The sequence below is a fragment of the Nocardioides sp. genome (genome assembly GCF_036503465.1).
In the GTDB taxonomy this organism is placed as follows: Bacteria; Actinomycetota; Actinomycetes; order Propionibacteriales; family Nocardioidaceae; genus Nocardioides.
Genome location: NZ_DASXWU010000080.1, coordinates 1 through 24,349, shown reverse-complemented (window position 1 = coordinate 24,349; position 24,349 = coordinate 1). Strand labels below are relative to the sequence as shown.

The 24,349-nt window shown below is 68.3% G+C and carries 27 protein-coding genes, 2 tRNA genes and 1 pseudogene; 8 read left to right on the top strand and 22 right to left on the bottom strand.

Annotation, left to right across the window (positions count from 1 at the left end):
* Nucleotides 1-67 precede the first annotated feature (67 nt).
* The 4 genes from VGK78_RS14785 (at nucleotide 68) to VGK78_RS14770 (ending at nucleotide 1,211) form a co-directional block, all read left to right on the top strand.
* Nucleotides 68-138: transfer RNA gene (locus VGK78_RS14785), tRNA-Cys, on the top strand.
* Between the two features lie 20 nt (nucleotides 139-158).
* Nucleotides 159-233: transfer RNA gene (locus VGK78_RS14780), tRNA-Val, on the top strand.
* Between the two features lie 280 nt (nucleotides 234-513).
* Nucleotides 514-951 carry a hypothetical protein gene (locus VGK78_RS14775; RefSeq protein ID WP_331528445.1) on the top strand — a complete coding sequence of 146 codons (438 nt, stop codon included), beginning with the start codon at nucleotides 514-516 and terminating at the stop codon, nucleotides 949-951.
* A complete protein-coding gene (locus VGK78_RS14770) occupies nucleotides 948-1,211 on the top strand; it encodes a hypothetical protein (RefSeq protein WP_331528444.1) in 264 nt (87 codons plus the stop codon). The genes VGK78_RS14775 and VGK78_RS14770 overlap by 4 nt, the downstream gene beginning before the upstream one ends.
* Nucleotides 1,212-1,922: 711 nt before the next feature.
* On the opposite strand, the gene VGK78_RS14765 is transcribed toward VGK78_RS14770, so the two are convergent.
* The 19 genes and pseudogenes from VGK78_RS14765 to VGK78_RS14685 all read right to left on the bottom strand — a co-directional run bounded on the left by VGK78_RS14765 (nucleotide 1,923) and on the right by VGK78_RS14685 (nucleotide 15,528).
* Nucleotides 1,923-2,111 carry a hypothetical protein gene (locus VGK78_RS14765; protein ID WP_331528442.1) on the bottom strand — a complete coding sequence of 63 codons (189 nt, stop codon included), beginning with the start codon at nucleotides 2,109-2,111 and terminating at the stop codon, nucleotides 1,923-1,925.
* 748 nt (nucleotides 2,112-2,859) lie between these two features.
* On the bottom strand, nucleotides 2,860-3,555 hold the full coding sequence (locus VGK78_RS14760) for a hypothetical protein (RefSeq protein WP_331528441.1): 696 nt from the start codon (nucleotides 3,553-3,555) through the stop codon (nucleotides 2,860-2,862).
* Nucleotides 3,556-3,732: 177 nt separating this feature from the next.
* Entirely contained in the window at nucleotides 3,733-4,266 is a 534-nt protein-coding gene (locus tag VGK78_RS14755) for an HIRAN domain-containing protein (RefSeq protein WP_331528440.1), read from the bottom strand.
* A 24-nt stretch (nucleotides 4,267-4,290) separates the two neighbouring features.
* Nucleotides 4,291-4,416, bottom strand: a pseudogene (locus tag VGK78_RS20400) (DUF2510 domain-containing protein); the annotation flags it as partial.
* A gap of 93 nt (nucleotides 4,417-4,509) precedes the next feature.
* Complete coding sequence (locus VGK78_RS14750; protein ID WP_331528439.1) at nucleotides 4,510-4,743, bottom strand: hypothetical protein; 234 nt, start codon at nucleotides 4,741-4,743, stop codon at nucleotides 4,510-4,512.
* A 1,302-nt stretch (nucleotides 4,744-6,045) separates the two neighbouring features.
* Nucleotides 6,046-6,336: a helix-turn-helix domain-containing protein gene (locus tag VGK78_RS20395; RefSeq protein ID WP_414690691.1), complete on the bottom strand. Its 291-nt coding sequence runs from the start codon at nucleotides 6,334-6,336 to the stop codon at nucleotides 6,046-6,048.
* A 58-nt stretch (nucleotides 6,337-6,394) separates the two neighbouring features.
* On the bottom strand, nucleotides 6,395-6,736 hold the full coding sequence (locus VGK78_RS14745; RefSeq protein WP_331528438.1) for a hypothetical protein: 342 nt from the start codon (nucleotides 6,734-6,736) through the stop codon (nucleotides 6,395-6,397).
* A gap of 148 nt (nucleotides 6,737-6,884) precedes the next feature.
* Nucleotides 6,885-8,279, bottom strand: coding sequence for a LamG-like jellyroll fold domain-containing protein (locus VGK78_RS14740; protein ID WP_331528437.1), 1,395 nt, complete (start codon nucleotides 8,277-8,279; stop codon nucleotides 6,885-6,887).
* The gene (locus tag VGK78_RS14735; protein WP_331528436.1) at nucleotides 8,276-9,124 is read right to left on the bottom strand and encodes a hypothetical protein; all 849 of its coding nucleotides are present in this window, start codon (nucleotides 9,122-9,124) and stop codon (nucleotides 8,276-8,278) included. The genes VGK78_RS14740 and VGK78_RS14735 overlap by 4 nt, the downstream gene beginning before the upstream one ends.
* Before the next feature lies 1 nt (nucleotide 9,125).
* Entirely contained in the window at nucleotides 9,126-9,518 is a 393-nt protein-coding gene (locus VGK78_RS14730; protein WP_331528435.1) for a hypothetical protein, read from the bottom strand.
* An 82-nt stretch (nucleotides 9,519-9,600) separates the two neighbouring features.
* Nucleotides 9,601-10,017 carry a hypothetical protein gene (locus VGK78_RS14725; protein WP_331528434.1) on the bottom strand — a complete coding sequence of 139 codons (417 nt, stop codon included), beginning with the start codon at nucleotides 10,015-10,017 and terminating at the stop codon, nucleotides 9,601-9,603.
* A 26-nt stretch (nucleotides 10,018-10,043) separates the two neighbouring features.
* A complete protein-coding gene (locus VGK78_RS14720) occupies nucleotides 10,044-10,406 on the bottom strand; it encodes a hypothetical protein (RefSeq protein ID WP_331528433.1) in 363 nt (120 codons plus the stop codon).
* 97 nt (nucleotides 10,407-10,503) lie between these two features.
* A complete protein-coding gene (locus tag VGK78_RS14715; protein ID WP_331528432.1) occupies nucleotides 10,504-11,148 on the bottom strand; it encodes a hypothetical protein in 645 nt (214 codons plus the stop codon).
* 12 nt (nucleotides 11,149-11,160) lie between these two features.
* Complete coding sequence (locus tag VGK78_RS14710; protein ID WP_331528431.1) at nucleotides 11,161-11,559, bottom strand: helix-turn-helix domain-containing protein; 399 nt, start codon at nucleotides 11,557-11,559, stop codon at nucleotides 11,161-11,163.
* A 118-nt stretch (nucleotides 11,560-11,677) separates the two neighbouring features.
* A complete protein-coding gene (locus VGK78_RS14705; RefSeq protein ID WP_331528430.1) occupies nucleotides 11,678-12,988 on the bottom strand; it encodes a DUF3631 domain-containing protein in 1,311 nt (436 codons plus the stop codon).
* Nucleotides 12,975-13,223: a hypothetical protein gene (locus tag VGK78_RS14700; protein WP_331528429.1), complete on the bottom strand. Its 249-nt coding sequence runs from the start codon at nucleotides 13,221-13,223 to the stop codon at nucleotides 12,975-12,977. The genes VGK78_RS14705 and VGK78_RS14700 overlap by 14 nt, the downstream gene beginning before the upstream one ends.
* Entirely contained in the window at nucleotides 13,220-13,348 is a 129-nt protein-coding gene (locus VGK78_RS14695; RefSeq protein ID WP_331528428.1) for a hypothetical protein, read from the bottom strand. Before VGK78_RS14695 ends, VGK78_RS14700 begins: the two co-directional genes overlap by 4 nt.
* Before the next feature lie 218 nt (nucleotides 13,349-13,566).
* Complete coding sequence (locus VGK78_RS14690; protein WP_331528427.1) at nucleotides 13,567-13,773, bottom strand: helix-turn-helix domain-containing protein; 207 nt, start codon at nucleotides 13,771-13,773, stop codon at nucleotides 13,567-13,569.
* Nucleotides 13,774-14,376: 603 nt separating this feature from the next.
* A complete protein-coding gene (locus VGK78_RS14685) occupies nucleotides 14,377-15,528 on the bottom strand; it encodes a tyrosine-type recombinase/integrase (RefSeq protein ID WP_331528426.1) in 1,152 nt (383 codons plus the stop codon).
* A gap of 820 nt (nucleotides 15,529-16,348) precedes the next feature.
* Between VGK78_RS14685 and VGK78_RS14680 the strand changes: the two genes are divergently transcribed.
* Complete coding sequence (locus VGK78_RS14680; protein WP_331528425.1) at nucleotides 16,349-17,047, top strand: NADPH-dependent F420 reductase; 699 nt, start codon at nucleotides 16,349-16,351, stop codon at nucleotides 17,045-17,047.
* A 183-nt stretch (nucleotides 17,048-17,230) separates the two neighbouring features.
* On the opposite strand, the gene VGK78_RS14675 is transcribed toward VGK78_RS14680, so the two are convergent.
* Together VGK78_RS14675 and VGK78_RS14670 are read right to left on the bottom strand one after the other, a co-directional pair.
* Nucleotides 17,231-18,328 (bottom strand): potassium channel family protein, encoded by a 1,098-nt coding sequence (locus VGK78_RS14675; RefSeq protein WP_331528424.1) that lies wholly within the window; start codon nucleotides 18,326-18,328, stop codon nucleotides 17,231-17,233.
* Between the two features lie 9 nt (nucleotides 18,329-18,337).
* Nucleotides 18,338-19,336, bottom strand: a complete 999-nt coding sequence (locus VGK78_RS14670; protein WP_331528423.1) for a YihY/virulence factor BrkB family protein — start codon at nucleotides 19,334-19,336, stop codon at nucleotides 18,338-18,340.
* 18 nt (nucleotides 19,337-19,354) lie between these two features.
* Between VGK78_RS14670 and VGK78_RS14665 the strand changes: the two genes are divergently transcribed.
* Entirely contained in the window at nucleotides 19,355-21,004 is a 1,650-nt protein-coding gene (locus VGK78_RS14665) for an acyl-CoA dehydrogenase family protein (protein WP_331528422.1), read from the top strand.
* The gene (locus VGK78_RS14660) at nucleotides 21,001-21,519 is read left to right on the top strand and encodes a hypothetical protein (RefSeq protein ID WP_331528421.1); all 519 of its coding nucleotides are present in this window, start codon (nucleotides 21,001-21,003) and stop codon (nucleotides 21,517-21,519) included. The genes VGK78_RS14665 and VGK78_RS14660 overlap by 4 nt, the downstream gene beginning before the upstream one ends.
* A gap of 3 nt (nucleotides 21,520-21,522) precedes the next feature.
* Here the strand turns inward: VGK78_RS14660 and VGK78_RS14655 are convergent, their stop codons facing one another.
* Nucleotides 21,523-22,992: a glycine hydroxymethyltransferase gene (locus tag VGK78_RS14655; RefSeq protein ID WP_331528420.1), complete on the bottom strand. Its 1,470-nt coding sequence runs from the start codon at nucleotides 22,990-22,992 to the stop codon at nucleotides 21,523-21,525.
* A 324-nt stretch (nucleotides 22,993-23,316) separates the two neighbouring features.
* Here VGK78_RS14655 and VGK78_RS14650 point away from each other — a divergent pair.
* A partial coding sequence (locus VGK78_RS14650; protein WP_331528419.1) for a nitrite/sulfite reductase occupies nucleotides 23,317-24,349 on the top strand: 1,033 nt, incomplete at its 3' end.

Sequence of the window (24,349 nt, the reverse complement as noted above, 5' to 3'; positions counted from 1 at the left end):
TGCCAAGGTTGAGGTCGCGAGTTCGAGCCTCGTCGTCCGCTCGGAGCGGGTCTCGAGCCCATCCAGCGGTGGGTTGGCCGAGAGGCGAGGCAACGGACTGCAAATCCGTGTACACGGGTTCAAATCCCGTACCCACCTCGACAGCACCACCCGACCACGGGCGATTGGCGCAGCGGTAGCGCGCTTCCTTGACACGGAAGAGGTCACTGGTTCAAACCCAGTATCGCCCACCAGCAGTTGGCGCAGCGGTAGCGCGGCTGTGCCGTCGCCCGGAAGAGGTCACCGGTTCAAACCCAGTATCGCCCACCAGCAGTTGGCATCGCCGACGAGCAGTTGGCGCAGCGGTAGCGCGGCTGTGCCGTCGCCCGGAAGAGGTCACTGGTTCAAACCCAGTATCGCCCACCGGCACCATTAGGCCCCTGACCTGCGACGGAGCAGGATCAGGGGCCGTTTTCATCCGGGCACGTGTCGGATACGTGTCGGACGGTCCCGCAGTCGGAGAGGACCGACCACATGACCGCACTACCTGTCACAGAGCTCCCCGCAGCAGACGCGCCGTGCCCGTCCTGGTGCGACAAGCCGGTATGCCACAGCTACGAGTGGCAAGACGAAGCGCTCCACGGCGGCAGGCTCCTCGGCCGCTACCACCGTTCGAACGTCGAGAGCCATTCGGGGGACATCGTGACGATCGTGGCCGCAGGGAATGCCGCACTCGACCATTCGCCCACGGAGCAGGTCGAGACGCCGCTCATTGGGTTGATGCTGGTCGACCAGGATGGACAGGAGGTCTACCTGGACGACATGACCGCCGAGCGTGCCCGCGAGCTGGCGCACTTCCTGCACGGGGCGCTCCTGACCGCTGCGAACCGGCTCGAGCGAATCGGGGTGGCGCAGCGAGCGCGAACGATCGGCAGCGAGGCGGGAAGGCGCGCACAGGAGGCGGCCCGATGAGCGCCGTGATCACCTGCCCAGCGTGGTGCGGGCTCACACCGGCCGAGCATGTGGTCGAGCACGACGACCTCGGAAAAGTCACCTACCACCGAGGCGAGATCGCCTCCGGGCGCCAGTGGGAGGTCGCGATCTCCGGCTCAAGCGACCAGCCCGGCGAGGCGCGCGAGATCGTCGTATACGTGCGCGACTACCTCACCTCAGCCGAGGCGCTCGAGGTCGCGCAGGCGATCACTACTGCGGTCAAGCTCTACCAGCGGTAGCCCTACACTCCACACGACGCCCGTCGGTCCGCAGAACCGGCGGGCGTCGTCATGCCCTGGGCATGAATCCCGAGCGCGAGCCCGGCGGTCGAGCGGTGGATTCCTGCGCTCCGATCGCGGCCTGGTCTAGACCAGTGGAACCAATCTTGATCGAGTTCTCGCGTGAGCATGAATCTTCGCAAGCGTTCAAGAGGCCACGGAGTAAGTTCAACGGCAGGAAATATGCTTTAACGAGCCGTCCCGTGAGGCTGAGAAGACGAGGGCGGCTCCGGTCTTGACCACCGGAACCGCCCACTTCGTCCAACTCCCCGCCTAGCAAACGACGAGAGGACCAGTGCCATCATGCCCGATCGGACGCCGAGACGTTACCCATCTCAGCCAAACACGCCACTCGATGGCGTTGGGAAGCGGCGCCCTGCTCGCCGTTGGCTTCGGTACCTGCCTGCCATGGGGGTCATCATTGCCGCGCTGACGCTGGTTTGGGACGTCGTGTGGAGCATTCACACAGGGCACTGAGCTGGTCGAATAATCCGAGAGGTCCGGCGGGCCTCGTCATGCTCGCGCCGGAAGGAAACGCCCCTAGGTTGGGGGAGGTGGCCGACCCGACGGTCCCCCCGGTTGGCCAGGCCGACCCCCCACGGTGACGCTAGACGACGCCCGGTGACGTCGAGTGTCCTCCGCTGAATCTTTGCCCGAGAACCGTCGCGTTCGTCAACCTGCTCGAGGGATCTTGCGGATTCCCTCGCGCTGCTGGGATAGCGCCGCCAGAACGCTCTTCGTCTCGTCGGCGAACCGGCCGACCTCCTCGGCCATGCCCGAGAACAGCCTCATGAGCGTGTTGAGCCGCTCGTCATGCATCTCGTGCAGGCTCTCGAGCGCGTCCCCAATGCTTGTGAGCATCTTGGGTATGAGCGTCGAGCGTGTGCCTCACCGAGTTGAGCGCTTCGGCTATCTCTTCGTCGGTCATGGGGGCATCCTCCTACGCCGCGTGTCGAACATCTGTTCGGGTACTGTGAGCCATGGCCGGAGGTCTGCACCGCCGCGGGGCTGACCGCACATCGCTCTACGAGCGCATCCACGGCACTCCTCCGCCCGCTGAGCCAGCACCGCCGAGCGTGCGTCACTGCTGGGTGACCGACGGTCACGGTCGCCTGCCTGGCCTGCTCTCCGAGTGGCGGCGAACCTCGACGGGCTGGGAGGGCTACGTCACCCGGCCCGTGCTCGAGTCATTCGGCTGGACGCTCGTCACGGAGTGGTTACCGGCGGGGCTGCTCGAACCGGCCTGAGAGCGCCCCCGTGCGCTTTCCGTCACGTGCGTAACAGACGTGACATACCGTGGGTCCTGCGTCTATCCCCCCAAGGCGGCCATGCCCCCCCGCAGGTCGCGCTGACGGATGACGAAGGCTCGGGCCCATCCCTCCATGAGCGCCGAGCCGTAGCGCCCCGCAGGGCCCTACTGGTCGCGGGGCGCTGTCACGCGAGCCGGCGTTACGAATCTGGCACACGGGTACTCCTGAAAGATCCGCGTCTCGGGATGCGCGACCCGGCGACCGGAGAGGCCCGCCAGGTCATGCAAGCGGCCTGGCGGGCCGTCACATACACCCGCCCCCAGCTCGCGCGCCCCGAATTGCCCTGGGAAGCCCACGAGTCAGGAGTAGGCGGGGGTCATGTCGGTCGCAACGGTTCTTGTGCCCAGGTTGGATCCCTTGAGCTTGTCGAGCAGCGTTGAGGATCGACCCCAGTATTTGTTCAGCGTGACCTCGGAAGGGGTGCAGTAGTCCGTGATGATGCACGAGTTCCAGTACGAGGAGGCCCTTGAGTATTGCTTCAGGACGGCGCCCAACGACTGATAGGCGCCGCAGTGGTTCTTACTCACCGTGGAGGTGTCCACCTCGTCGTACTTGGCCTGGGCTTCTCCCACCGCCGATGTGAAGTCGGATTCGACCATTCCGACATCGAGACGTGAATCGATCGTCTGGAGGGCCTGGAAACTGTCGTGCAGGAGCTTTTGGCAGGCGAGAGAGCGCCTCTGTTCTGCCGCAGCCGCGGCGTGCTTCTTGGCGCTCGCCTGAGCGGCGGCATGGGGGCCGTGAATCCACCAGACCAGTCCGGCGACCCCGCAGAGGACAGCGACGGCAAGCGCAGCCGCGATGATGCGCAGCGAACCTCGTTTCGGCCCCACGCTCAGCACCGCCTCAGGGGCGCGATGCGTCGCGGAGTAGTCCGGCGCCGACTCTTCCTCGACCTGCTGGACGAGCCGCTCGCCGGTGTATGGATCGAACAGAGGTCTGCGCCCTGCGTGTGCACCCTCGCTCGGCCCCGGTTGGTACTGGTCGTTACTCATGCCTGTGATGCCCCCTGCTGACTTGCAGAACGATTTGGTGGCACCCGAGGCGGCGGCCCTCGCGGAGCGGATGTCCGAGCGCGCCAGAAAATGCAAACATGGCTGTCTCGTGCTGTCCTGCCTTTGCCCCAACTCTGGCCTTTCGGGCACTCGAGCCGCTCGAATAGGCCAGGGGCCTTACCAGCAGGCGTCGCACTCTGGAATGCGGATAGTGACTCTTGCCCGGATCATTCCGGCATCACTCTTGGCCCAGATCCTCGCCAAACCAGTCGCGAGCGTGTTGGTGCTGCCCAGCTGGAGCAGTGGCGGAGCGTAGTCGACGGCGATGTCGGCAGGGAGGTAGCCGACATGGTGCTCCCCGACAGCAACTGCCACCGCGTTCGGATCGTGCTCGTTCCAAGGCTCTGGCACCAAGATGCACGTGAGATCCTCGGCGGTGCAGCCTGCATCTGTGATGGGCAAGCCAAGGTCGCCGAACACACGGGCAATGCCCTTCACGTGATAGGTCTCCCCGGCCACCTCTATCTGCTCGAGCAGAGGTTCCCGATGCGGTTCGTGGCGCATGCTTGCGACCAGCTCCGCGATGGATGGTGCTCGCTGTTCCTCTGTCTGACGCTGTGACCTGAGCGTCGACTTCCTGCGGCCAAAGACACCGCGCCTCTGGTGCTGGACGGTCGCCACCTCCGCCGGCAGCTCCACCGCTTGAGGCACGACCGAAACCTCATGCGTAGGAGCAGACCTCGGTGCTCGGTGGGCCGTCCATGCCAACCCATCCCAGTAACGCCACTGCGAGGCGTCCTGCGGGTCCGGATACCAGTTTGCAGGTGGCCGCGGAGGCGGAGGGGGAACAGCCGAACTCATGCCAAGCAGAGTAGGAACCGAATCACCATTTGTCTTCGGATCAGCTCGTCTTCCGATCATTCACTCGCGGTCCCGGCGCAGCGCATCATTGCGTCAGGAGAGGCGGAACTCGAAGTCGGTTCGGTTTGCGACCGACGCGGCATAGCTGCTCGCGTCCTGGTCAGTCAACGTGACCCCGATACCGGCGAAGGCCTGGCGCGCCAGCGGTTCAAGTGTCGTCGCGTCCTCGCCCGCATGCTCGGCGCGGAACCGTCTGTCGACCTCGAGGATGCGGTCGCCGATCTGCTGCATGGCTTTACGGAGCCCGGACTCGTTGATCTCAACCATGACGGCACGGTACGCGACGTCTCAGCGGTAGGCGCGTGCCTGCCCGAGAGCGCCCCGCGACCAGGCCGGGGGGATCGTCGGCCGCGGGAGCGCAGCGCCATCGCATGGGGTAGCGCCGAGGGTGTAACGCTTCACCCGCGAAACAGTGACGCGGTTCCGGACAGTGACGCGGTTCCGGGCTGGATGAACCTCTTTACCCGAGGCAAGGCGCCTGGGCGGGTGTATGGAACCCGAGGGCCGGGCTCTAGCCGGTGGCTCTCAACCGTGGGATATCGGTTGGCTTGCAGGAGGGCTGTCTTCCGACCGCTCGCACGTTCATCAGTCGGCGAGCGGGTCGCGCGTGCACGGCATGTGCTCAGGGGCGGACACCGCGCGCTTAGGCTGTCTCTGTGACACAACCTCCTGCGGGTGCTGAAAGTAAGCCGCCATCGGGAGGAGTGCCAAAGAAGGGTAGTCGCCGACAAGTTGGCGAGACTGCGGCCGAAGCCTTGGTAAGTGCGGTTCCTGTTGTGGGCGGACCACTGGGTGTGGTTCTCGCGACAGTTCTGACGCTCAGTCTTGAGCGTCGCCGAGACGAGTGGCTCAATGAGCTCGCGGCTGCGGTCGTCGAGCTTCAGGCTCGCACGGAGCGCCTATCCTTCGAGGATCTTGCCGAGAGAGAAGGGTTCGTCGACGCCGTGGTTCAGGCTTCCATGGCGGCTCAGAGCACCAGCAGACGCGAGAAACTAGATGCCCTCAAGCACGGTGTTCTCAACTCGCTCAGGTCTGACGCCCCCTCTCTTGATGAGCAGCACCGTTTTTGCGACTTGTTGATGAGTTCACGCCCGGTCACTTGACACTACTGCGGATCTTCGCCGATCCCACCGGCTCGGTCCGAGGGGCCAGCGTGGGCGGCTTCACGTCCTCGCTCAGTCAGCTAGTCGAGACCGCGGACCCACAGTTCAAGAATCGGCGCGATTGGTACGACCTTCTGACGGCCGACTTGGATCGCGCAGGGCTAACGAACTCGGTCTCCGGTGCGCTTCACTCGATGATGACTCCCCAAGGTGTCCTCGCTTCTCGGAGCACAGCGCTCGGGGACAGGTTCCTACGCTTCATCGCTGCACCCGAGTAGCGTTGTGACCCCCGATGGCCTGATTGGCTGTGGTGTTCAACGACGAACAGATGATGACCTGCGATCAGGAGTAGCCGTAGTGGTGACAGGTCGTCGCGCCCATCTTCGCTTTCGGCATCGGTAGAGGCGCACACAGTTGCGGCTAATCCCGGGTCGCGAGCCCGGGGCATCGTCATGTTCAGCGCGCGTCACAGCCCCCAATCTCCGTATGCCCACGCATCTGGTAGGGATGACAGCCACGCCTCGAGGTCGCTCCGCATGATGAGGTGCTTTCCTCTGGGCGGTTCATCCGGCCCGCTGTGGTGCGTTCGCTTTGCTGGCAGATTCCCGGCACGTATCGCCCGGAGAATCATCTCGCGTGAGACGCCGCAGACCCGCGCCGCATCGTCGACTGTGTAGGCCAGCGGTTCGGGATGCGGCAGTGTCACGCGACGACCGTAGCCCTGTTGGGACTGATCCGGAGGCCCGGCGGCCGACATCCAGGGAGGGGGGTCAAGGCCGCAGGGGCGCAGCGCCCGCTATGGGGGGATGGGGGCGCTACTGGGGGGCTGAGGGATCGGGCGTGGTGCCGTAGAAGAACTTGTTGACGAGCTCCGCTGGCCCAGCAAAACCCACATTGGTGAACATGCAACCGACGAACGACGAATCCACGACGTGGATTGCGCCCACGACGTGCGTTCGCACGGGGTCGATCTCCCAGACCACCGCCTCGATTCCACCTCCACCGTGGTCCCACTTGCAGTTTGCGACTGTGCTCTGCCCGGTCACAAGGATCACTGCCGGACCCTTAAAGGTCACGCCTTCGGCATCGAGAGCGACTATCTTGCCCTGGCGGTCACACAGGTCTGTCAGCCTGTACTCGCCGCCTTGAAGTCGCATGGCTGTCAGCGTAAGCGGGGGTCGGGCGTCATAGTGTGCGTCGGTGCGCGTGTCGGCGTCGCGTAGATCGCTCCCGCAGCGGAAGAAACGTCACGGTGACTGGACCCCGTGAACACGCTGTCCGCTGCCCACGGAAGCCCCGGGTGGTTTATGGAGCGGCGTCGTAGTGGGCGTCGGTCTGTGCGTCGCTGAGTTGTGAGCGCCAGATAGCCGGTTCGGCGACGAGCAGCGCGGGTTTTCCGGTAGTTCCGGTGAGGTTTCCGACATCGCGGATGATCGTCGGGCGGGAGAACTCCAGTTGGTCGACGGCTGTGCGCGCATTCGTGGCGACCGTGGACTTGTCGATCCGCACTTTCATTCCGTCGGCGCCCACCGAACCGATGATGTGATGCCAGGCACCCGTTGTCAGCGCGGACGGGCTGGTGATCGTGATCTCATTGGTCGCCCAGGTGAACAGCGATACCGTGCCATCCGCATTCACTCGCATAGCGCTAGAAGGGCCAGAGTCGCCGGCCCGGCCGTCCACCGCTAGGAGTGTTGTGGTGGCAGACGGGTTCGCCGTGAGATACAGCCAGAGCTCGTAAGTGACCGTGGTCGGCTGATTCTGTGTGGCGACGCTGGACAACCCCCGCGCCCCGCTGGCAAACGAGAACGCCTTGTTGACCGGCCCAGTAACGAGGGTGGGTGCGAAGTCCACGACTGCGGTGTGACGGGCGTTCCCCGAAGAGTCCAGGAAGTAGTTCCCCGATGGGTCTGAATAGGGGCCAAGGTCGTCCATCTTCAGCCAGATCGCTGGACTGTCCGCAGTGACCGCGGGCCGGTCGCCGGACCCGCTGTTGTAGTGGGCGGCGACACGGGTTGAGGAGAGCGTCGTGTCGTAGAACGCGAACTCGGCCAGCCGCAGCGTTGCACTGGAGAAACGCCGGCTGACGCCGTCAGCGTCCCCACCGATGATGATGTTCGACGGGTTGGAAGGGTTATGGGTGAACGTGGTGGTGTAGGGGGTGCCGGCGTTCATGTAGATAGACCAGGCACCGCCGACGGCCCTGCTGCCGACGACATGGGACGTGCCGGTTGGGAAGGACAGCCCGGTCGGCAGCCACGCAACACCGGGGTTGACGAAGATCAGCTGACGTCCGGTGTTGTCGAACGTCGAACCACCGATGCCGATCTCCCAGCCGTCCAGGCCGCTACCGACCCCCATGAACACGCCCGAGTAGTTGCCGGTGGGAATGTCGACCCAGAACTCGAAAGCCTGAGCCACATCACCGACCAGGAACGAGGGCAGGGTTCGGCGGGCAATGTAGCCGGTGGTCTTCGGGTTCATTGAGTACGTGCCACCCGCTGTGATGGGGGGCGCCTGGAATCCGACCTGGCTGATCGTCCACGGCTCACTCAAACTGCCCGAATCGACCAGACGGGTGATGTCCGTCGTGCCGCGCCACCACGCCCACGGGGAATCGGCCAGCACTGCGGCGACGTAACCCGCGTCGGTGCCGCCGCTCGTGGCGAACTGTGACGGATTGACCAGGACAGGACTCATGCGCGCGACCCAATGATCGTGATCTTCGGTCCGGCCGCTCCGGTGCCCGCGGTGGAGACGCTGAACGTCAACTCGTCGTCATCGGAGAGCCCCGTGGTCGAGAGCACTGCCGCGGTGGTGGCGGTCTTCGAGGTCTTCTCGGTGGCGTCGATGCTGAGCAGCGTGGAGAACACCGACGTGCCGTTCTTCTTGACGTCGAACGTTGGGTTGCCGCTCGACGAGGCCGTGGTGAGAGAGGCGCGGATCTCGGCGATGGCGAACGCGAACGGGATGCGGGCCGTGACCTTCGTGCCCGTCGTGATCGCCGTGCTCTCATCGCCGAGCGCGTAGATCAGGGCCTCTGGCTGCTTGGCGACGGCGTTGGTCACGAACGCCGTGGTGGCGATGCTCGTGTCGTTGTCGCCCGCCGTCGGAGTCGGCGCCGTCGGGTTGCCCGTGAACGCCGGAGACGCAAGGGGCGCTAGCCCCGCGACGGCACTGTCGGTGTACGACTCCGCGGTGGTCTGGGCCGACGCGGCTGCGCCTGCCGTATCGAAGTCTGTCGCGGCATGGGAGGCCGCCGTTCCCAGGCTCGGCGTGCCCGTGAGATCCGAATAGGCGCCCGTGGTCGCCACGGCGGCGAGGTCGCCGGGTTGAATTGCCGTGTCGGCCTCAGCGCCCTGAGCAGTCGTCGCCGCGCCTACGTCGCCAGCGTCGAGGACGACGGCTCCCGTCTGGCCGTTCACCGAGGAGACGGCCCCTGAGCTGGAACCCTCAGGGCCAAGCGTCACTGTGAAGCTCGTCGGATTGCCCGAGCCGTCCGGCTCCGCGCTGAGGTCCACGACCTCGAACGTGATCGTGCTCATCTCATGCCCCTTTCGAGACGTCGCCAGTCACGCGGACCTTGCCGGCAAACCACGTCTTCACGTCGGTCGGGTCGGATGTGAGAGTGGCTTGGAGATCCCAGTAGTAGGTCCCCCTGCCCGGCGGAAATCCAGCGGCTTCACCCGTGGCGAGGTTCGCTGACTGGTCCGGAGGCAGGGTCAAACGGAGCACTCCGGTCGCGGCGTCGGAGTCGTCGACCTCGAACGTCGCCAGTACGGCGTCTAGCTCGTCCCGTGTCGCGCGGACCTGTGCAAGCCAGACGCGGCCGGACAGGTCGAGAGGGGTATCTGGGGTGAACTCGAGCGGGCCGACCTTGTCGCCACGTACCGCGACGATGTCGACTGACCCAGGTGAGTTTCCGACTGTGGTTCCCATCGTGTTTGGTCTCCTTGCTTCCGTCAGGGTGAAGTGATCCCGCAGTTACAGCCCATGGCTGCCAGGTAGTTGCGGTGGCAAGTCACGTGGGTCTCCTCTTCGCTCGGCTGCGTTGGTAGGCGCGGCGCAGGGCGCCCCTGCCCATCGATTCGGCGTAGAGGGTTTCGGCCTCATCTGCGAGCTGAGAGAGGTCGGCGAGTGTGCACCCGACAGCTGCAAGACGCTGGTTGACGAGTTCCCTGACGGGGCGACCGACCCGCTCGGCTTGGCCGCGGTAGCTCAGATATTGGATCGACCACGGCGAGCGTGAGCGCACCTGGGTATTGACCTCGGCGAGACCGATTCCTTCCCGAGCGGCCCACGCCTCGCGAGCCGCGGAGAACCGGCGCATTGCGGAGGCCTGCGGCACCTCTGCATCCTCGTCGGCCCACACCTCAAGGCATGGCCCCAGCATCAGAGCGCGGGGGACGCCGCCTGTCGTCTTCTGCGCGATGGGCACGCGAGCTCGCGCCTGCCTCCGGGCGCTCACTCGACGATCCTCCAGCCCAGCGCGGTCAGTGACCGCGGCGTCAGCCCCAGCGACTCCGAGGCGTAACGCGCTTCCTGTGCCTGCCACGCCGAGGCCGCTCCGGTGAAGATGGCGGTCTCGTAGATGAGCAGACAGGCGACCGTGCCCCGCGCGGTCTCATCCCACTGCGTGGCCTGCGGTGACTTCCACAGCTCCGACCACCGCGCCTTCTCGGGGGCGCTCCAGGTGCGGCCCTCCGGCATGTCCGGAACCGGAAGGTCGCACCCGGCCGCCGGCAGCTCGATCAGTGCCTGACGTGACCCCACCGTGCCGCGATGGGCACGGCTGTAGGGCTTCTGAGGGTTCCTGGCGCGGGGCACTCACTCACCCGCCCGTTGGGGTTCATCGGTCGACCGAACAGCGAGTGACCTCCCCCGCGGTCCCGGGTAGGAGGCGTCTCGCCCCCACCCCCTGGGCTCAGCCATGCGCCGTCCCCCATGGATCCCATTGCCGCGACGGCGCACCGTCGACGAGGGCCCTGACCTGGGTGCCCGTGAGGCTGTCGAGCTCGGGAGGCGTGTGGATGGAGAACACGAAGGCGGCGGCGACGTTGGTCATCACCGTGTCGCGCTGCACGTTCGCCAGCTCGACGATCTGCTCGGCGACGTCGGGACGGGTCGAGGCGTAGGCGTCGACGATGCTGCCCCAGTCGCCGCTCAGGATGTCGTGGCGCATCCCGAAGGCGTGCATGGCCACGGCCCGGGCAAGCACCTCGTCGCCGTTGTTCTCGGCCATCTCGAGCAGGCTCGCGGCCTCGCCGGCCGTCTCCACCCGAGACGCACGATCGGCCGCGTCCCTGGCACTGATCGCGTCGGCGCCGGCCATGCCTGAGGAGCCGAAGATGCGCTTGGTCAGCGTCTCGGCGGTGTCGGTCGAAGTGCCGAGCCATGACGCTTTGACGTCTTCCATGGCTCTCTGTGCCTCGGCCTGCGCCTGTGCCAGTCGTCGCAGGCGAGCCTCCTGTGTCAGGTCGCCGTTACTGCGGATCGCCCTTACGGTGGTGTTGAAGTCGTCTTGGATCTTGCCCGCCTTGGCCTGCACGTCTTCGGGGATTGCCGGCATCTCGTTGCCCTCTCACGCCGCCCGTGCGGCCTTGTAGTGCTCCAGGTCTTCACGGCTGATCCGGTACCAGCCGCCGACCTTGGTGGCCGGGAGTCGGGCCTCCTTGATCGCCTTGCGGATGGCCCGCGAGGTGACTCCCGCGAGGTCGGCGGCCTCGCCCGTGTCCAACCACTCGCGAGTCTGTGGCAGGTTCCGCCTGGGTGTCGTCCTCGGTTCCGCACACGCGGAACTTCGCCAGCTCATGGCCGCGTAACGCAGCGCTTCCAGCACCGCCGTGGCCTCGGGATCCACGCCGCGCGTCCGGACCCGCAGCGACGAGAGATCGGCATACCGCTCAAGCACCGCCGCGATCCTGGCCGGCACCACAACCGCGGGTCCGTCGTCGCCGACAAGATGCGGGAGGCGGCTCATCACCGAAGCCCGCCAGGAGCCGCCAGCTCCTCGAGCTTTTCAGCGCACGTGCGGCACCAACGACGCGGCAGGATGCCGAGCGCGGCTCCACAGCCGACGCAGCGGTACACGCACGGCCTCATCGGTTCACCACCTGACCGAGCTCGCAGAGCGTGCACGTGGTGGCGCCGGAGAGCACCGTTGCCGCGTCCAGCGGTGCAGAGCACTCCGCACACGCGGGAGCCGGAGAATCCGCAACAAGCGCAACGGCCGCAACCTCTGCGCTGGCCGTTTCGGTTGTTGCGGTTGTTTCGCTTCTCTCGGGTCCCGCGTGAGCACATCCCTCCATACCAGGTGGGGGTATGTATCCAGACTTTGGAGTGAGGTACCGACACCAGGGGTCCGCGAGGTCGGCAGCGAAGTACCCGCGTGGGGTCGACTCTCCGTCCCTATACACCTGGGGCCGGACCTGGTACTTGGACAGCCGGCGGGCGAGTGATCGAGCGTCGAGCGGCTTGCCGCGCAAGTCGGCCCACGGACTCTCCTCAAGCTGGTGCAGCCGGTTGAGGATCGTCTCAGTGGGGAGCCGGTCGGCGTCTCCGAAGATGGTTCGGAGGTCGCGAAGCAGTGTGATCCCGAGGCTGCCCCCTTGATCCGAGGAAGCCGCAACAAGCGAAACAGCCGCAACGCGGCCCCGTTGAGGCCAGTCGCCTCCGGCGAGGTCGGCGACCGCGAGTAGTGCCTCCCACACGTCGGCGTTACGGTCCTCGACCCCGGCGGGCATCTCGGGCCAGGACACGGCGGGCCGGTTCGTGTTGCTCCATTCGCGGAGTCGCTCGCCGAGCTGTTCGCCGGCGGGAGCATTCACTCTGGCCCGCCACGGCTCGACTCGCTCCGAGGGCGCCCGACGTCGCATCCGGATCACGACGGACCTCGTCATGATCGTGTCGGGGAGGTCGTCGAGGCCGGCCAAGGCGACGGCGCAGTACGCCGGCAGCTCCTCGACCTCGACCTTGGCGCCCTTCACAACGCATCGGAGAGCGGTCGCGCCCTTGCGGTGCCCGGCGTTGAGCATCCCGCGAACGTCCTCGTTGTCCTTGGCCTTCGGGCCGAAGACCGTGTCGATCTCGTCGAACAGGATCGTCGGCGCGCCGGCCTCGTCGGACACCTTGCGGAACAGGGCGGCCGGTGTGGCGTTCACAGCGTGCAAGGGCCGCGGTACGAGTGGCTCGGTGACCTCGAGCGCCCGTGACTTCCCGGAGCCGGGCTCCGGGGACAGGAAGGCGATCCGTGGCGTGGAGTCCCATTCGTCCATGAGCCACGCGTGAGCGATCCAAAGCACGTGAGCGACCCGGGCGGCCTCGGACGGGTAGACGACAAACCGCGCCAGGAACGCCTCGACGTCGTCGAGGATGGCCCCCTCTGAGTCGGGCAGGTCAGGCCACGTCATCGGCGGCCTCCCGTTCGGCGAGCACCTCGAGCAGCTCGGGCCAATCGTCGAGCGGCGCGAGGGTGGCGCGGTTGCGGCACGCCTGAGCAGTCGCGTCGGCCGTCGGGGTGCCGACCCCATCGAACTCAGCCGCCCGGCGCAGCCAATAGCTCCTCGACGCGTTATCGAGTGCCTCCTGGAGGACTCTCAGCCTGAAGTGCGCGATGTCCTGGACGAGCGCCTGGCCGCCGCTCATGCCTCGCCGGCCTCGAGCAGGTCCGCAAAGTCGAGCAGTTGCGCGCGCAGCCACGCCGCGTGTGCGTCGAACGCCGCGACGGCGTCGTATTCGCGCGCACGCGCTCGCAGCTCGGCGACGCGCATGACGGCATCGGCACGACGCTCGAGCTGACGTCGGAGCAGAGTGCGGTAGGCGCACGTGTCGGGTGCGCAGTAGATGCCGCGGCGGGAACACTCGGCGATGTCCGTCAGGCCGAGCTCCCCGCAACAGGATGCGCAGGCTGGCATACTGGCTGTGTCGCCGTCCAAGCTGACATCTGAGAGCGCCTGGTTGCCCGCCGGGCGCTCTCTGCGTCCGGGGCTCACGCAACGTCTCCTGCGGTCGGGATGGGGCGCAGTCGCGCCTCCAATTCGGCCGCATCGATCCGGAGCATTCGTGGTCCGACCCGGACTGCACGAAGGTCGCCGCGAGCGACCATGCGCCGGATGGTCTTCGTTGAGCAGCCGTAGAACTCGGCGGCCTCAGGGATACTCGCAAGGTGGCGAGTCGAAAGTGACTGGGCAGGCATGCCAAGGAACTCCGTTCGAAGGAACAGGTTCCGAGGCGCCCAACTCTCGGGGCTAGCGCAATCCGCTAGGCGGTGAGGCCACTCTAACTCAGGCGGGGACTCACGGGGTCACGCGTGCACCGTGTGTCGCAGCGCGGACCGATAGGATCGTCGCGTGGTCCGCGAACGAGACGACGAGCCACCGTCTCCGGCATCCCCCACAGGACGCAACGCCTCCAAGATGAGGAGCCTCGTCGTTCGATCCGTGCAGCGCCCACCCGTGCACGGCGCCTGAATCTGGTGCACGAAAGGCGGTGGGCACCCTTTCGGGCTTCGCCGTCGCCCACAGTCGAGCTGACGGGATGTGCACGAGCACCTGCGCCACAACACGGCCGGCCTTGCATGTGCAACGCAGCACGTCCTGCACGCGCCAGTCGTTCTCGGAGTTTGCGTGGGCGAGAACGGCAGTCTCGTATTCCAGCAACTCCCGCGTGTGCCCGTGTGGTGGCAAGTTGTGGTACGGCCAGGGCTCACCCAACTCGTAGGTGACTACGTCGTCTCCGACGCGGACGGGCGTCCTGTTGTCGACACCAGTGCGGAGGACGATGAACCCATGTTCATTGCTCACCTGGGCTCCTCGACGAGCGCCGACAGTCGGCGCGCGATCTCGAGGTCCCGCCCCTCGGCGGCGTGCTGGTACCGGAGCGCGGCTCCAGGCGTCGAGTGTCCGAGCCGCCCCATAAGTTCGGCGAGGGTCGCGCCTGTCTGCGCTGCCAAGACAGCGCCGGTGTGGCGCAGGTCGTGCCAGCGCAGGTCCGGCCGTCCAGCGATCTCACGAGCGCGGTAGAAGCCCCATCCGGGGCTCTTCTTGGTCGGCTTGCGCCCGTACAGGCTCGAGGTCGCCAGGTGCCCGCCGTCCCTCGCGGGGAAGAGGAGCCCATCCTTGCCTGGCTGGGCGTACCGCAGCAGGTGCTCGCGGGTCATCGGGAGCAGGTGGGGCGGGATCGCGACGTCCCGGATGCCGGCGTTCGTCTTGGGTGTGCCGATGACTACCTGACCGCCTGCGCGGACCACGCCGCGGCGAACGCGGATCACGCCGGTCCGGGTATCGACGTCGTTGCGGCGCAGCTCGGCGAGTTCTCCGAACCGTAGGCCGCACCACGAGGCCAGGAGCACCATGAGGCGGAGCCGTTCGGGCATCTCGGCGGTGATCGTCTCGAGCTCGGGCAAGGTCGCGGGCTTGATCTTGTGCACGCGCGTGGAGTTGCCGGCGCCGCGGATCGTGCATGGGTTCACGGCGATGAGCTGGTCAGAGAGGGCGGCTGCAAGGATCGTGCGCAGCAGCCCGTAGGCGTGCGCTCGGAGCGTGGGCTTGCTCGGCCCGGCCAGCGCGTGCCAGCGGCGCACGTCCTCCGGGCCGATGTCGGGCAGGGCGAGGCTGGCGAACGTGGGAAACAGCTGTCGATCGAGCAGACTCCGGTAGTGGCTACGCGTGCGCGGCTTGAGGGTGCGATCGCGTAGCCAGGCGTCGGCGTACTCGCCGAACGTCAGTGACTTGGGGCCGCGATACCTCGCCTCGGCGCGAGCCTTGGGAGACGACCACGCGCCTGAGGCGACCAGTCGTCGTTCGTCAGTGAGCCACGCCTCGGCGTCGAGGTTCGTCTCGAACGTGGCCGGAGCGTTGTGCAGTTGGCCGTCCGGTCCGGTGTAGCGGGCCCGAATTCGGCCGCTCGGGAGCCGGGTGAGCTGTCCGAAACCCCGCTTGCTCTTGCCCATCCGCTCGCCCGTCGTGTCGGTTACGTGTCGGATGAGAGTCTACGCGTGTCCTCTTGCGGCCACTAGAGACACGCGCTACTGTGCCGCTACATCGCAGGTCAGAGCCTGAATCCGCAGGTGGGAGACAGAATCGGCGAGAGCCGGTGTCACTGGTTCAAACCCAGTGTCGCCCACGAGCAGTCGGCGCAGCGGTAGCGCGGCTCTGCCGCCGCCCGGAAGAGGTCACTGGTTCAAACCCGGTATCGCCCACCAGCAGTCGGCGCAGCGGTAGCGCGGGCCGAACTCCTGTCGGATCACCCGCCCAGGTGTACCCAGCCGGTCCTCATCGGGGGTGGGGCGGGTACGCAGGCGCGGCTACGCTGGTGACACCCCTCGGTTCTAGGGCGAGGGGCGTGCGCCCCGCGGCAGCCCCATGACGCCGTGGGGCGCACTCCTGGCTCAACGACGGCGTGTCCGGCGGGCTACGAGCGGTCTCGATCCGTGACACCGCAGGGTCGTCTCGCGTCACGACCGGGGTAAAGCCGGGTCTACCCGTTGGCGCCCGATAAACCCATGCCAGGGTGCCGCTCCGCGGCGCCGGGCTCCCGTTCCCGTGCGCCGCGGGGCCACCTCGTCGACGGCCACCGAGCAGGGATCCGGTGGGTGACAAGCGGCCGGTCACCCGACAGACTGTGCCCGCGGCCGCCGGGCACGTCGGTACGACGCGGCGTCCGCCCCGGAGCCCCCGTGCCGGGGAACGCGCCTCGTCACTCGGGCCGAGCGAGGCGCGTTCGCATGTCCGGGCCGGAATGAAGGGCCCTCGGGACCCCTTGCGCCGGGCATGACCACGATCGGCTTCATCGGAAGCGGAAACATCGGCAGCACCGTCGCCCGGCTCGCGGTCGACGCCGGGTATGACGTGGTGCTCAGCAACAGTCGCGGCCCCGGGACGCTGCACGACCTGGTCGAGGACCTCGGACCACACGCCCGGGCCGCCGCCGACGACGCGGCAGCCGCCGGCGACCTCGTCGTCGTGACCGTGCCGTTGCGCGCCGTGCAGGACGTCCCCGCGGAGCCGCTCCGTGGCAAGGTCGTCATCGACACCTGCAACTACTATCCCCGGCGCGACGACCACGTCGCCGAGCTGGACGACGAGTCGACCACCACCAGCGAGCTGGTCCGGCGTCATCTCGCCGGCAGCTCCGTCGTCAAGGCGTTCAGCAACATCAGCTCGGTCCACCTCGGCACGCTGGCCCGCCCCTCAGGCAGCCCCGACCGCTCGGTCCTCCCTCTCGCGGGCGACGACACCGGCGCCAAGGCCGAGGTGACGGCGTTCCTCGACAGCATCGGCTACGACGCCTACGACGTCGGCCCGCTCGCCGAGGGCTGGCGCTTCCAACGCGACACCCCGGCGTACGCCGGCCTCTACAACGGCGACACCAGCGGCACCTGGCCGCCCCCGGAGGACAGTGGCGTCCGGGTCACCGAGGACACCCTGAAGCAGAAGCTCGCCGTGGCCCGGCGGTACGCCGAGATGTGAGCGGGCGCCGGGGGCTTCCGCTGTCGGGAGATCGGCGGTATCACTCGCGGCACGATCGGCTCCTCAGGTCCGAGCCAGGTCGCGGGGAGGCAGCGCGCATGTCGACGACGTACTACCCGGTGGCCGATCTGGGCGGGCCAGGCGGCGAGGTGGTCGGCCTGGGGACGGCGCGGCTGATCTCGGTCAGGCCTCCTCGGCGTCGGTCTCCTCGCCGTGCGTGCCGGGCCGCGGCGCCCACGGCAGCTCCCGGGCCGGGCGTACGACGATCAGCCGGTCGCCGCGGGCCAGCTGGGTGACCGTCGGGTCGAAGTAGCGGTAGACGTTCTCGTCACGCACCACCGCGATCACCTGGTCCGGCAGCGACTGCGGCTGCTGGCCGACCTCGGAGACCAGGAGGTCTCGCTCGGCGACCTCGAGCCCCTCCCCGTAGGTCAGGAGGTCCTCCATCACCGTGCCCAGCGTGGGCGAGAGCGAGGACAGCCCCAGCAGCCGTCCGACCGCGTCGGACGAGGTGATCACGCTGTTGGCACCCGACTGCTTCATCAGCGGTGCGTTCTCGTGCTCGCGGACCGACGCGACGATGTAGGCGTTCGCGTTCAGCTGGCGGACCGTCAGGGTGGACAGCACGTTGGAGTCGTCGCGGTCGGTGGTGATGATCACCTGGGTGGCCTCCTCGACTCCCGCCCGCTGCAGGACCCCACTGCGGGTCGCGTCGCCGGTGACGACCGCCAGGCCGTCGGCGTGGGCGTCCGAGACCGCGGCGCCACCCTTGTCGACCACGACGATGGTCTCACGCGAGACACCGTTGTTGACCAGCGTCTCCGCGGCGCTGCGGCCCTTCGTGCCGTAGCCGACGATCACGACGTGGTCGCTCATGTGTTTCCTCCAGCGGGCGATGCGGAACAGGCGCCGGCCCTGCGTGGCCGCGACCTCGAGAGTGGTCCCGATCAGCAGGACCAGGAAAGCCACGCGCAACGGCGTCACCACGAACGCGTTCACCAGGCGCGCTGACTCGCTGACCGGGGCGATGTCGCCGTACCCGGTCGTGCTCAGCGTGACCGTCGAGTAGTAGATCGAGTCGATCAGGTCCAGACCGCCACCCGGGTCGTTGGAGTCGACGTAGCCGCCACGGTCGATCCAGACCAGCACGACGGTGAGGACGACGATGCCGATGCCGAGGGCGATCCGCTGGGCCAGCGCGCGCCAGATGGTGTTGCCCCGATCGGGGAGGACGACGTACCCGTGGCGGGACTGCTCGTGACGCTCCTGGTCGTCGGGCACCCGCCGAATCTAGTCGGACTCCCCCGCGCCGTCGCCGCGCGGGCGCGGGTGTCGCGGCTGCTCTCGGAGCTCGGTGCGGGCTCGGGCCGTCTGCTGCTGGGGGAAGACGGTGTCGAACGCCGCGTTCAGGGCCGCGCCGACCAGCACCGCGATCGAGAGGATGTAGAGCCAGAGCAGGACCCCGATCGGCGCCGCGAGCGGACCGTAGATCGAGCGGGAGTCGGCTGCGGTGACGGTGAGGAACTCGCGCAGCAGGAAGCTGCCGGCGATCCACACCGCGAGGGCGAACGCCGCGCCCGGGAGGTTGATCCGCCACCGCGTCCGCACCGGGATCGACACGTGGTAGAGCGTCGCCAGGAAGCAGATGCACACCACCAGCACCGTCGGCCAGTAGAACCCGATGAGCACGTCGGCCCGGTGCGGCAGCCAGTGCCGGACCAGCCGGGGCCCGGCCACCACCAGTGGCAGCGCGACGACCCCGGTGACGATCGCGAGCAGGTAGAGGCTGAAGGACAGCGCCCGGGTCTTGACGATCCCGCGGTGCCCGCTCAGCCCGTGCATGATCGTGATGGTGTCGACGAACACGTGCATCGCCCGTGACCCCGACCAGAGCGCCAGCACGAACCCGACCGAGATCACGTCGAACCGTCCGCCCTTCAGGACGTCGTCGATCGTCGGCTGGATGACCTTGTCGACCGCGGTGTCGGTGAGGAAGCGGGCGGCGAGGTCCACGATCGCGTTGCGGACGTGCTCGACCTGGTCGGGGCTGAACGACTGGGTCACGTAGCCGATCGCGCCGGCCAGCGCGAAGATCAGCGGCGGCACCGACAGCACGGTGAAGAACGCCGCCTCCGCGGCCAGCCCGGTCACCCGGTAGCGCATCGACGATCCGACCGTGGAGACCGCGAGCCGCCAGGTGGTGTCGCGCGCCCGGAGAGTCCAGGAGGGCCAGGTGAACCCGGAGCGGCCCGCGGCGTCAGCGGGCCGCGGCGGCTCCGGACCCGGCATGGTGTCTACGGTAACCACATGAGCAGCCGCAACCGGGCAGCCGCAAACCAGTCCCCGCCGCTCGTCGGTCACAACGTGATCACCTCCGACCGAGCGCTGGCCGAGGCCGTCACGCGGCACGCCGGCGCCGTGGTCGTCGACGACCTCGTCGAGCTGGGCGCTGCAGCCGGCACGGCCGAGGCACGCGAGCACGGCCGGCTGGCCAACCGGCACGAGCCCGAGCTCACGACGTACGACCGCTTTGGGAACCGGATCGACGAGGTGGTGTTCCATCCCTCCTGGCACTGGCTGATGGGGCGTGCTGTGGGATTCGGGCTCCAGGCCGCGCCCTGGGAGCAGCAGGCCGAGGGGTCGACGACCGCGCACGTACGCCGGGCGGCCGGGTTCATGGCGTGGTCGCACACCGACCCGGCCCACGGCTGCCCCATCTCGATGACCTACGCCGCGGTCCCGGCCCTGCGGGTCGACGAGCGGCTCGCCAAGGAGTGGACGCCGGCGCTCGCCGCGACGGCGTACGACCCGGGCATCCGGCCGGTGGCGGAGAAGGGCGGCGCCCTGGCCGGGATGGGGATGACCGAGAAGCAGGGCGGCTCCGACGTCCGCGCCAACGTCACCGAGGCCCGGCCGACGTCGACCGAGGGCGAGTACACGCTCCACGGCCACAAGTGGTTCACGTCCGCGCCCATGAACGACGTGTTCCTGATGCTCGCCCAGGCTCCCGACGGACTCACCTGCTTCGTCGTGCCCCGGGCTCTGCCGGACGGCTCGCGGAACGCCCTCGACATCGTCCGGCTCAAGGACAAGCTCGGCAACCGCGCGAACGCCTCGGCCGAGCTCGAGCTGGACGGGACCGTCGCGATGCGGCTCGGCGACGAGGGCCGCGGGGTCCGCACGATCATCGAGATGGTCGCCGCCACCCGACTCGACTGCGTGCTCGGCTCCACCGCGCTGATGCGGCACAGCCTCAACGAAGCGGCGTGGCACGTCGCGCACCGGTCGGCGTTCGGCGGGCTGCTCGTCGACAAGCCGCTGATGCAGAACGTCGTCGCCGACCTCCAGGTCGAGGTCGAGGCGGCGACCGCGCTGGCGGTGCGGCTGGCCGCCGCTGTCGACGCCTCCGACGATCCTCACGAGGCGGCCCTGCGACGAATCGCGCTGCCGCTGGCGAAGTTCTGGGTCTGCAAGCGCACGCCCGGCTTCGTGGCCGAGGCGCTCGAGTGTCTCGGCGGCAACGGGTACGTCGAGGACTCCGGGCTGCCCCTCCGGTACCGGGAGGCGCCGCTGAACTCGGTGTGGGAGGGCTCCGGCAACGTCAACGCGCTGGACGTCCTGCGGGCCCTCGGCCGCGAGCCGGAGGTGCTCAGCGCCTGGATCACCGAGGTGGGCCAGGCCCGCGGCGGCGACGAGCGGCTCGACCGCGCGGTCGAGGAGACTCTCGGCCTGCTCGGCGACGCCGGGGCGGCCGAGGTCGGCGCCCGACGACTGGCCGGCCGGATGGCCGCCTGCCTCCAGGGCTCTCTGCTGGTGCGGTTCGCGCCGGCCGAGGTGTCCGACGCGTTCTGCTCCTCCCGGCTCGGCACGACGTACGACGGCACCTACGGCACGCTGACCGCACCGGTGTCCGACCTGCGCGCGATCGTCGACCGGGCCACCCCGGTGCCGGCATGAGCGTCGCCTTCGAGGGCCCCTGGCACGTCCACTACGGCCAGCTCTACGTCGAGTCCGCGACCGGCGGGCAGCAGGAGGACATGGCCGACCACTTCGTCGAGCAGGCCAACGGGCTCCTCGGTGCCGCGGTGCCTGGCGCGCTCTTCCTGATGACCGGCTTGCACACCGGACCTGTCGGGCTCCGGGTCGAGGTGCTGGAGAGTGAGCCGGAGGACGACGACTTCTGGGACGACGTCGTGGAGGCGTCGTTCACCGCTGACCTGCCGGTCACCGTCGTGGGCTGGGGCGGGGAGACCTACCAGCCGCTCGACCTCGCCGGCGGCAGCTACCGCGTGCGCTGGTCGGCCAACGAGATGGACGCCGGACGGGACCAGGACACCGTGCTCGATGACGAGGAGATCATCGACCGGTACCTGCTCCAGCTCTGGCCGGCAGATCCGGCGCCGGACGAGGTGGTCAGGCAGGCGTCGGAGTGCGCGGCGTACTGGCACGCGTGGGCCCGCGAGCAGCGCTGAGACTCACGCCAGGTCGAGGCCCGGGTAGAGCGGGTGGGCGTCCAGCATCTCGGCGCTGGCCGCCTTGACCCGGTCGGCGACCCCGTCGCCCAGCACGTACGTCGCCTTCGACGGTCCGCCGGCCTTCGTCGTGCCGGGCTGGGTGTTCGAGAGCACCTCGACCATGAGCTCGGCGACCTTGTCGAACTCGGCCGCGCCGAACCCGCGGGTGGTGAGCGCCGGCGTACCGAGCCGGATGCCCGAGGTGTACCAGGCTCCGTTCGGGTCGGCCGGGACGGAGTTGCGGTTGGTGACCACGCCCGCGTCGAGCAGGGCCGACTCCGCCTGGCGGCCGGTGAGGCCGAACGAGGACACGTCGAGCAGCACGATGTGGTTGTCGGTGCCGCCGGTCACCAGCGTCGCGCCGCGCTTCAGGAAGCCCTCGGCCAGCGCCTTCGCGTTGTCCGCGATCGACTGGGCGTAGGTGCGGAACGCCGGCTGCCGCGCCTCGGCGAGGGCCACCGCCTTGGCGGCCATGATGTGCGAGAGCGGACCGCCCAGCACCATCGGGCAGCCGCGGTCGACGTCGGCCGCGAACTCCTCCTGGGCCAGCACGAGCCCGCCCCGAGGTCCGCGCAGCGACTTGTGGGTCGTGGTGGTGGTGACGTGCGCGTGGGGCACCGGGTCCTCGTCGCCGGTGAACACCTTGCCCGCGACCAGGCCGGCGAAGTGCGCCATGTCGACCATCAGCGTCGCGCCGACCTCGTCGGCGATCTCGCGCATCTTGGCGAAGTTCACCCGTCGGGGATACGCCGAGTAGCCGGCGACGATCACCAGCGGCTTGAAGTCCCTCGCCTTGGCGCGCACCACGTCGTAGTCGAGCAGCTGGGTCTCGGGGTCGGTGCCGTACTGCTGCTGGTGGAACATCTTGCCGCTGATGTTGGGCCGGAAGCCGTGCGTCAGGTGACCTCCGGCGTCCAGCGCCATGCCGAGCAGCCGCTGGTTGCCGAGCTCGTGCCGCAACGCCTCCCAGTCCGCCTCGCTCAGCTCGTTCACGTTCTTGGCACCGAGCTTCTCCAGCCCGGGGGTCTCGACGTGGTGGGCCAGGATCGACCAGAAGGCGACCAGGTTGGCGTCGATGCCGGAGTGCGGCTGGACGTACGCGTACGGCGCGCCGAACAGCTCGCGGGCGTGCTCGGCCGCGACGGACTCGACGGTGTCGACGTTCTGGCACCCGGCGTAGAAGCGGTGGCCTACCGTGCCCTCGGCGTACTTGTCGGAGAGCCACGTGCCCATCGTCAGCAGGACCGCCGGGGAGGCGTAGTTCTCGCTCGCGATCAGCTTCAACGACGCGCGCTGGTCGGCGAGCTCCTGCTTCGTCGCCTCGGCGATGCGGGGCTCCACCGTCGCGATCACCTCGAGGGCCGCGTCGTAGGCGGTGGAGGCGGTCTTGGCCAGGGTCTCGGCGTTCCCGATCGATGCAGCGTCGCTCATGGCCGCAGCCTAGGACCACCGAGCGCCCGGACGGGCCACCTGTCCGCGCGCAAATCCGGTCGTCTCACATTTCGGGCGGGCGTCTCAGTCCTCGGGATTCCGGTTTGTGGAACCCGGGTCCACTCCCTGAGACTCGAGCCATGATCACCGTCGCGTACGAGATGCACCTCGTGGTACGTCGCCACGTGGACCTCGGTCGCACGCGCAGCATGATCTGTTGGCCCGGCTGACCCCGCCACACTCCCCCCAGCCGTCTCAGCCGTCGAGTTCGCCCCCACCGTCGCGCGCGACTCCGGCTCCGGACCAGCCAAGGACCGACCGCCCATGCCAGACCTCCGCTTCTCCGCATCTCCCGCGACCCGGACCGAGATCCCGCGCACCAAGCGCGGCGAGGGCCAGTGGGCGCTCGGGTACACCGAGCCGCTGAACAAGAACGAGCAGTCAAAGAAGGACGACGACCCGCTCCACGTCCGCGACCGGATCCTGCACATCTACAGCGCGCGCGGGTTCGCCTCGATCGACCCCGCCGACCTCCGCGGCCGCTTCCGCTGGATGGGCCTGTACACGCAGCGTGCTCCGGGCTTCGACGGGGGCAAGACCGCGATGCTCGAGGAGGAGGAGCTCGACGACGAGTACTTCATGATGCGGGTGCGCTCCGACGGCAAGCTGCTAGGCCACGAGACGGTCCGCGCGCTCGGCTCCATCGGTGCCGACTTCGCCCGCGACACCGCCGACATCACCGACCGGGAGAACCTGCAGTACCACTGGATCCGGATCGAGGACGTGCCCGAGATCTGGCGACGACTCGAGGACGTCGGTCTCTCCACGCTCGAGGCGTGCGGCGACTCGCCGCGGGCGTTCCTGGGCTCCCCCGTGGCGGGCATCGCGGCCGACGAGATCATCGACGGCACCCCCGCGCTGCAGGAGATCGCCGCACGCGCGCTGGGCAACCCGGCGTACTCCAACCTGCCGCGGAAGTTCAAGACCGCCGTGACCGGGCATCCGAGCCACGACGTCGCGCCCGAGATCAACGACGTCTCCTTCGTCGGCACCGTGCACCCTGAGCTCGGCCCTGGCTTCGACCTGTGGGTCGGCGGCGGCTTGTCGACCAACCCGATGCTGGCGCAGAAGACCGGGGTCTGGATCCCGTTGGAGGAGGTCCCCGACGTCTGGGAGGGCGTCGTGTCGATCTTCCGCGACTACGGCTACCGCCGGCTGCGCAACCGCGCCCGGCTGAAGTTCCTGATGGCCGACTGGGGGCCGGAGAAGTTCCGCGACGTGCTCCAGAACGAGTACCTCAAGCGCGTCCTCCTCGACGGACCCGCGCCGCCGGCACCCAGCGCCCACCGGCGCGACC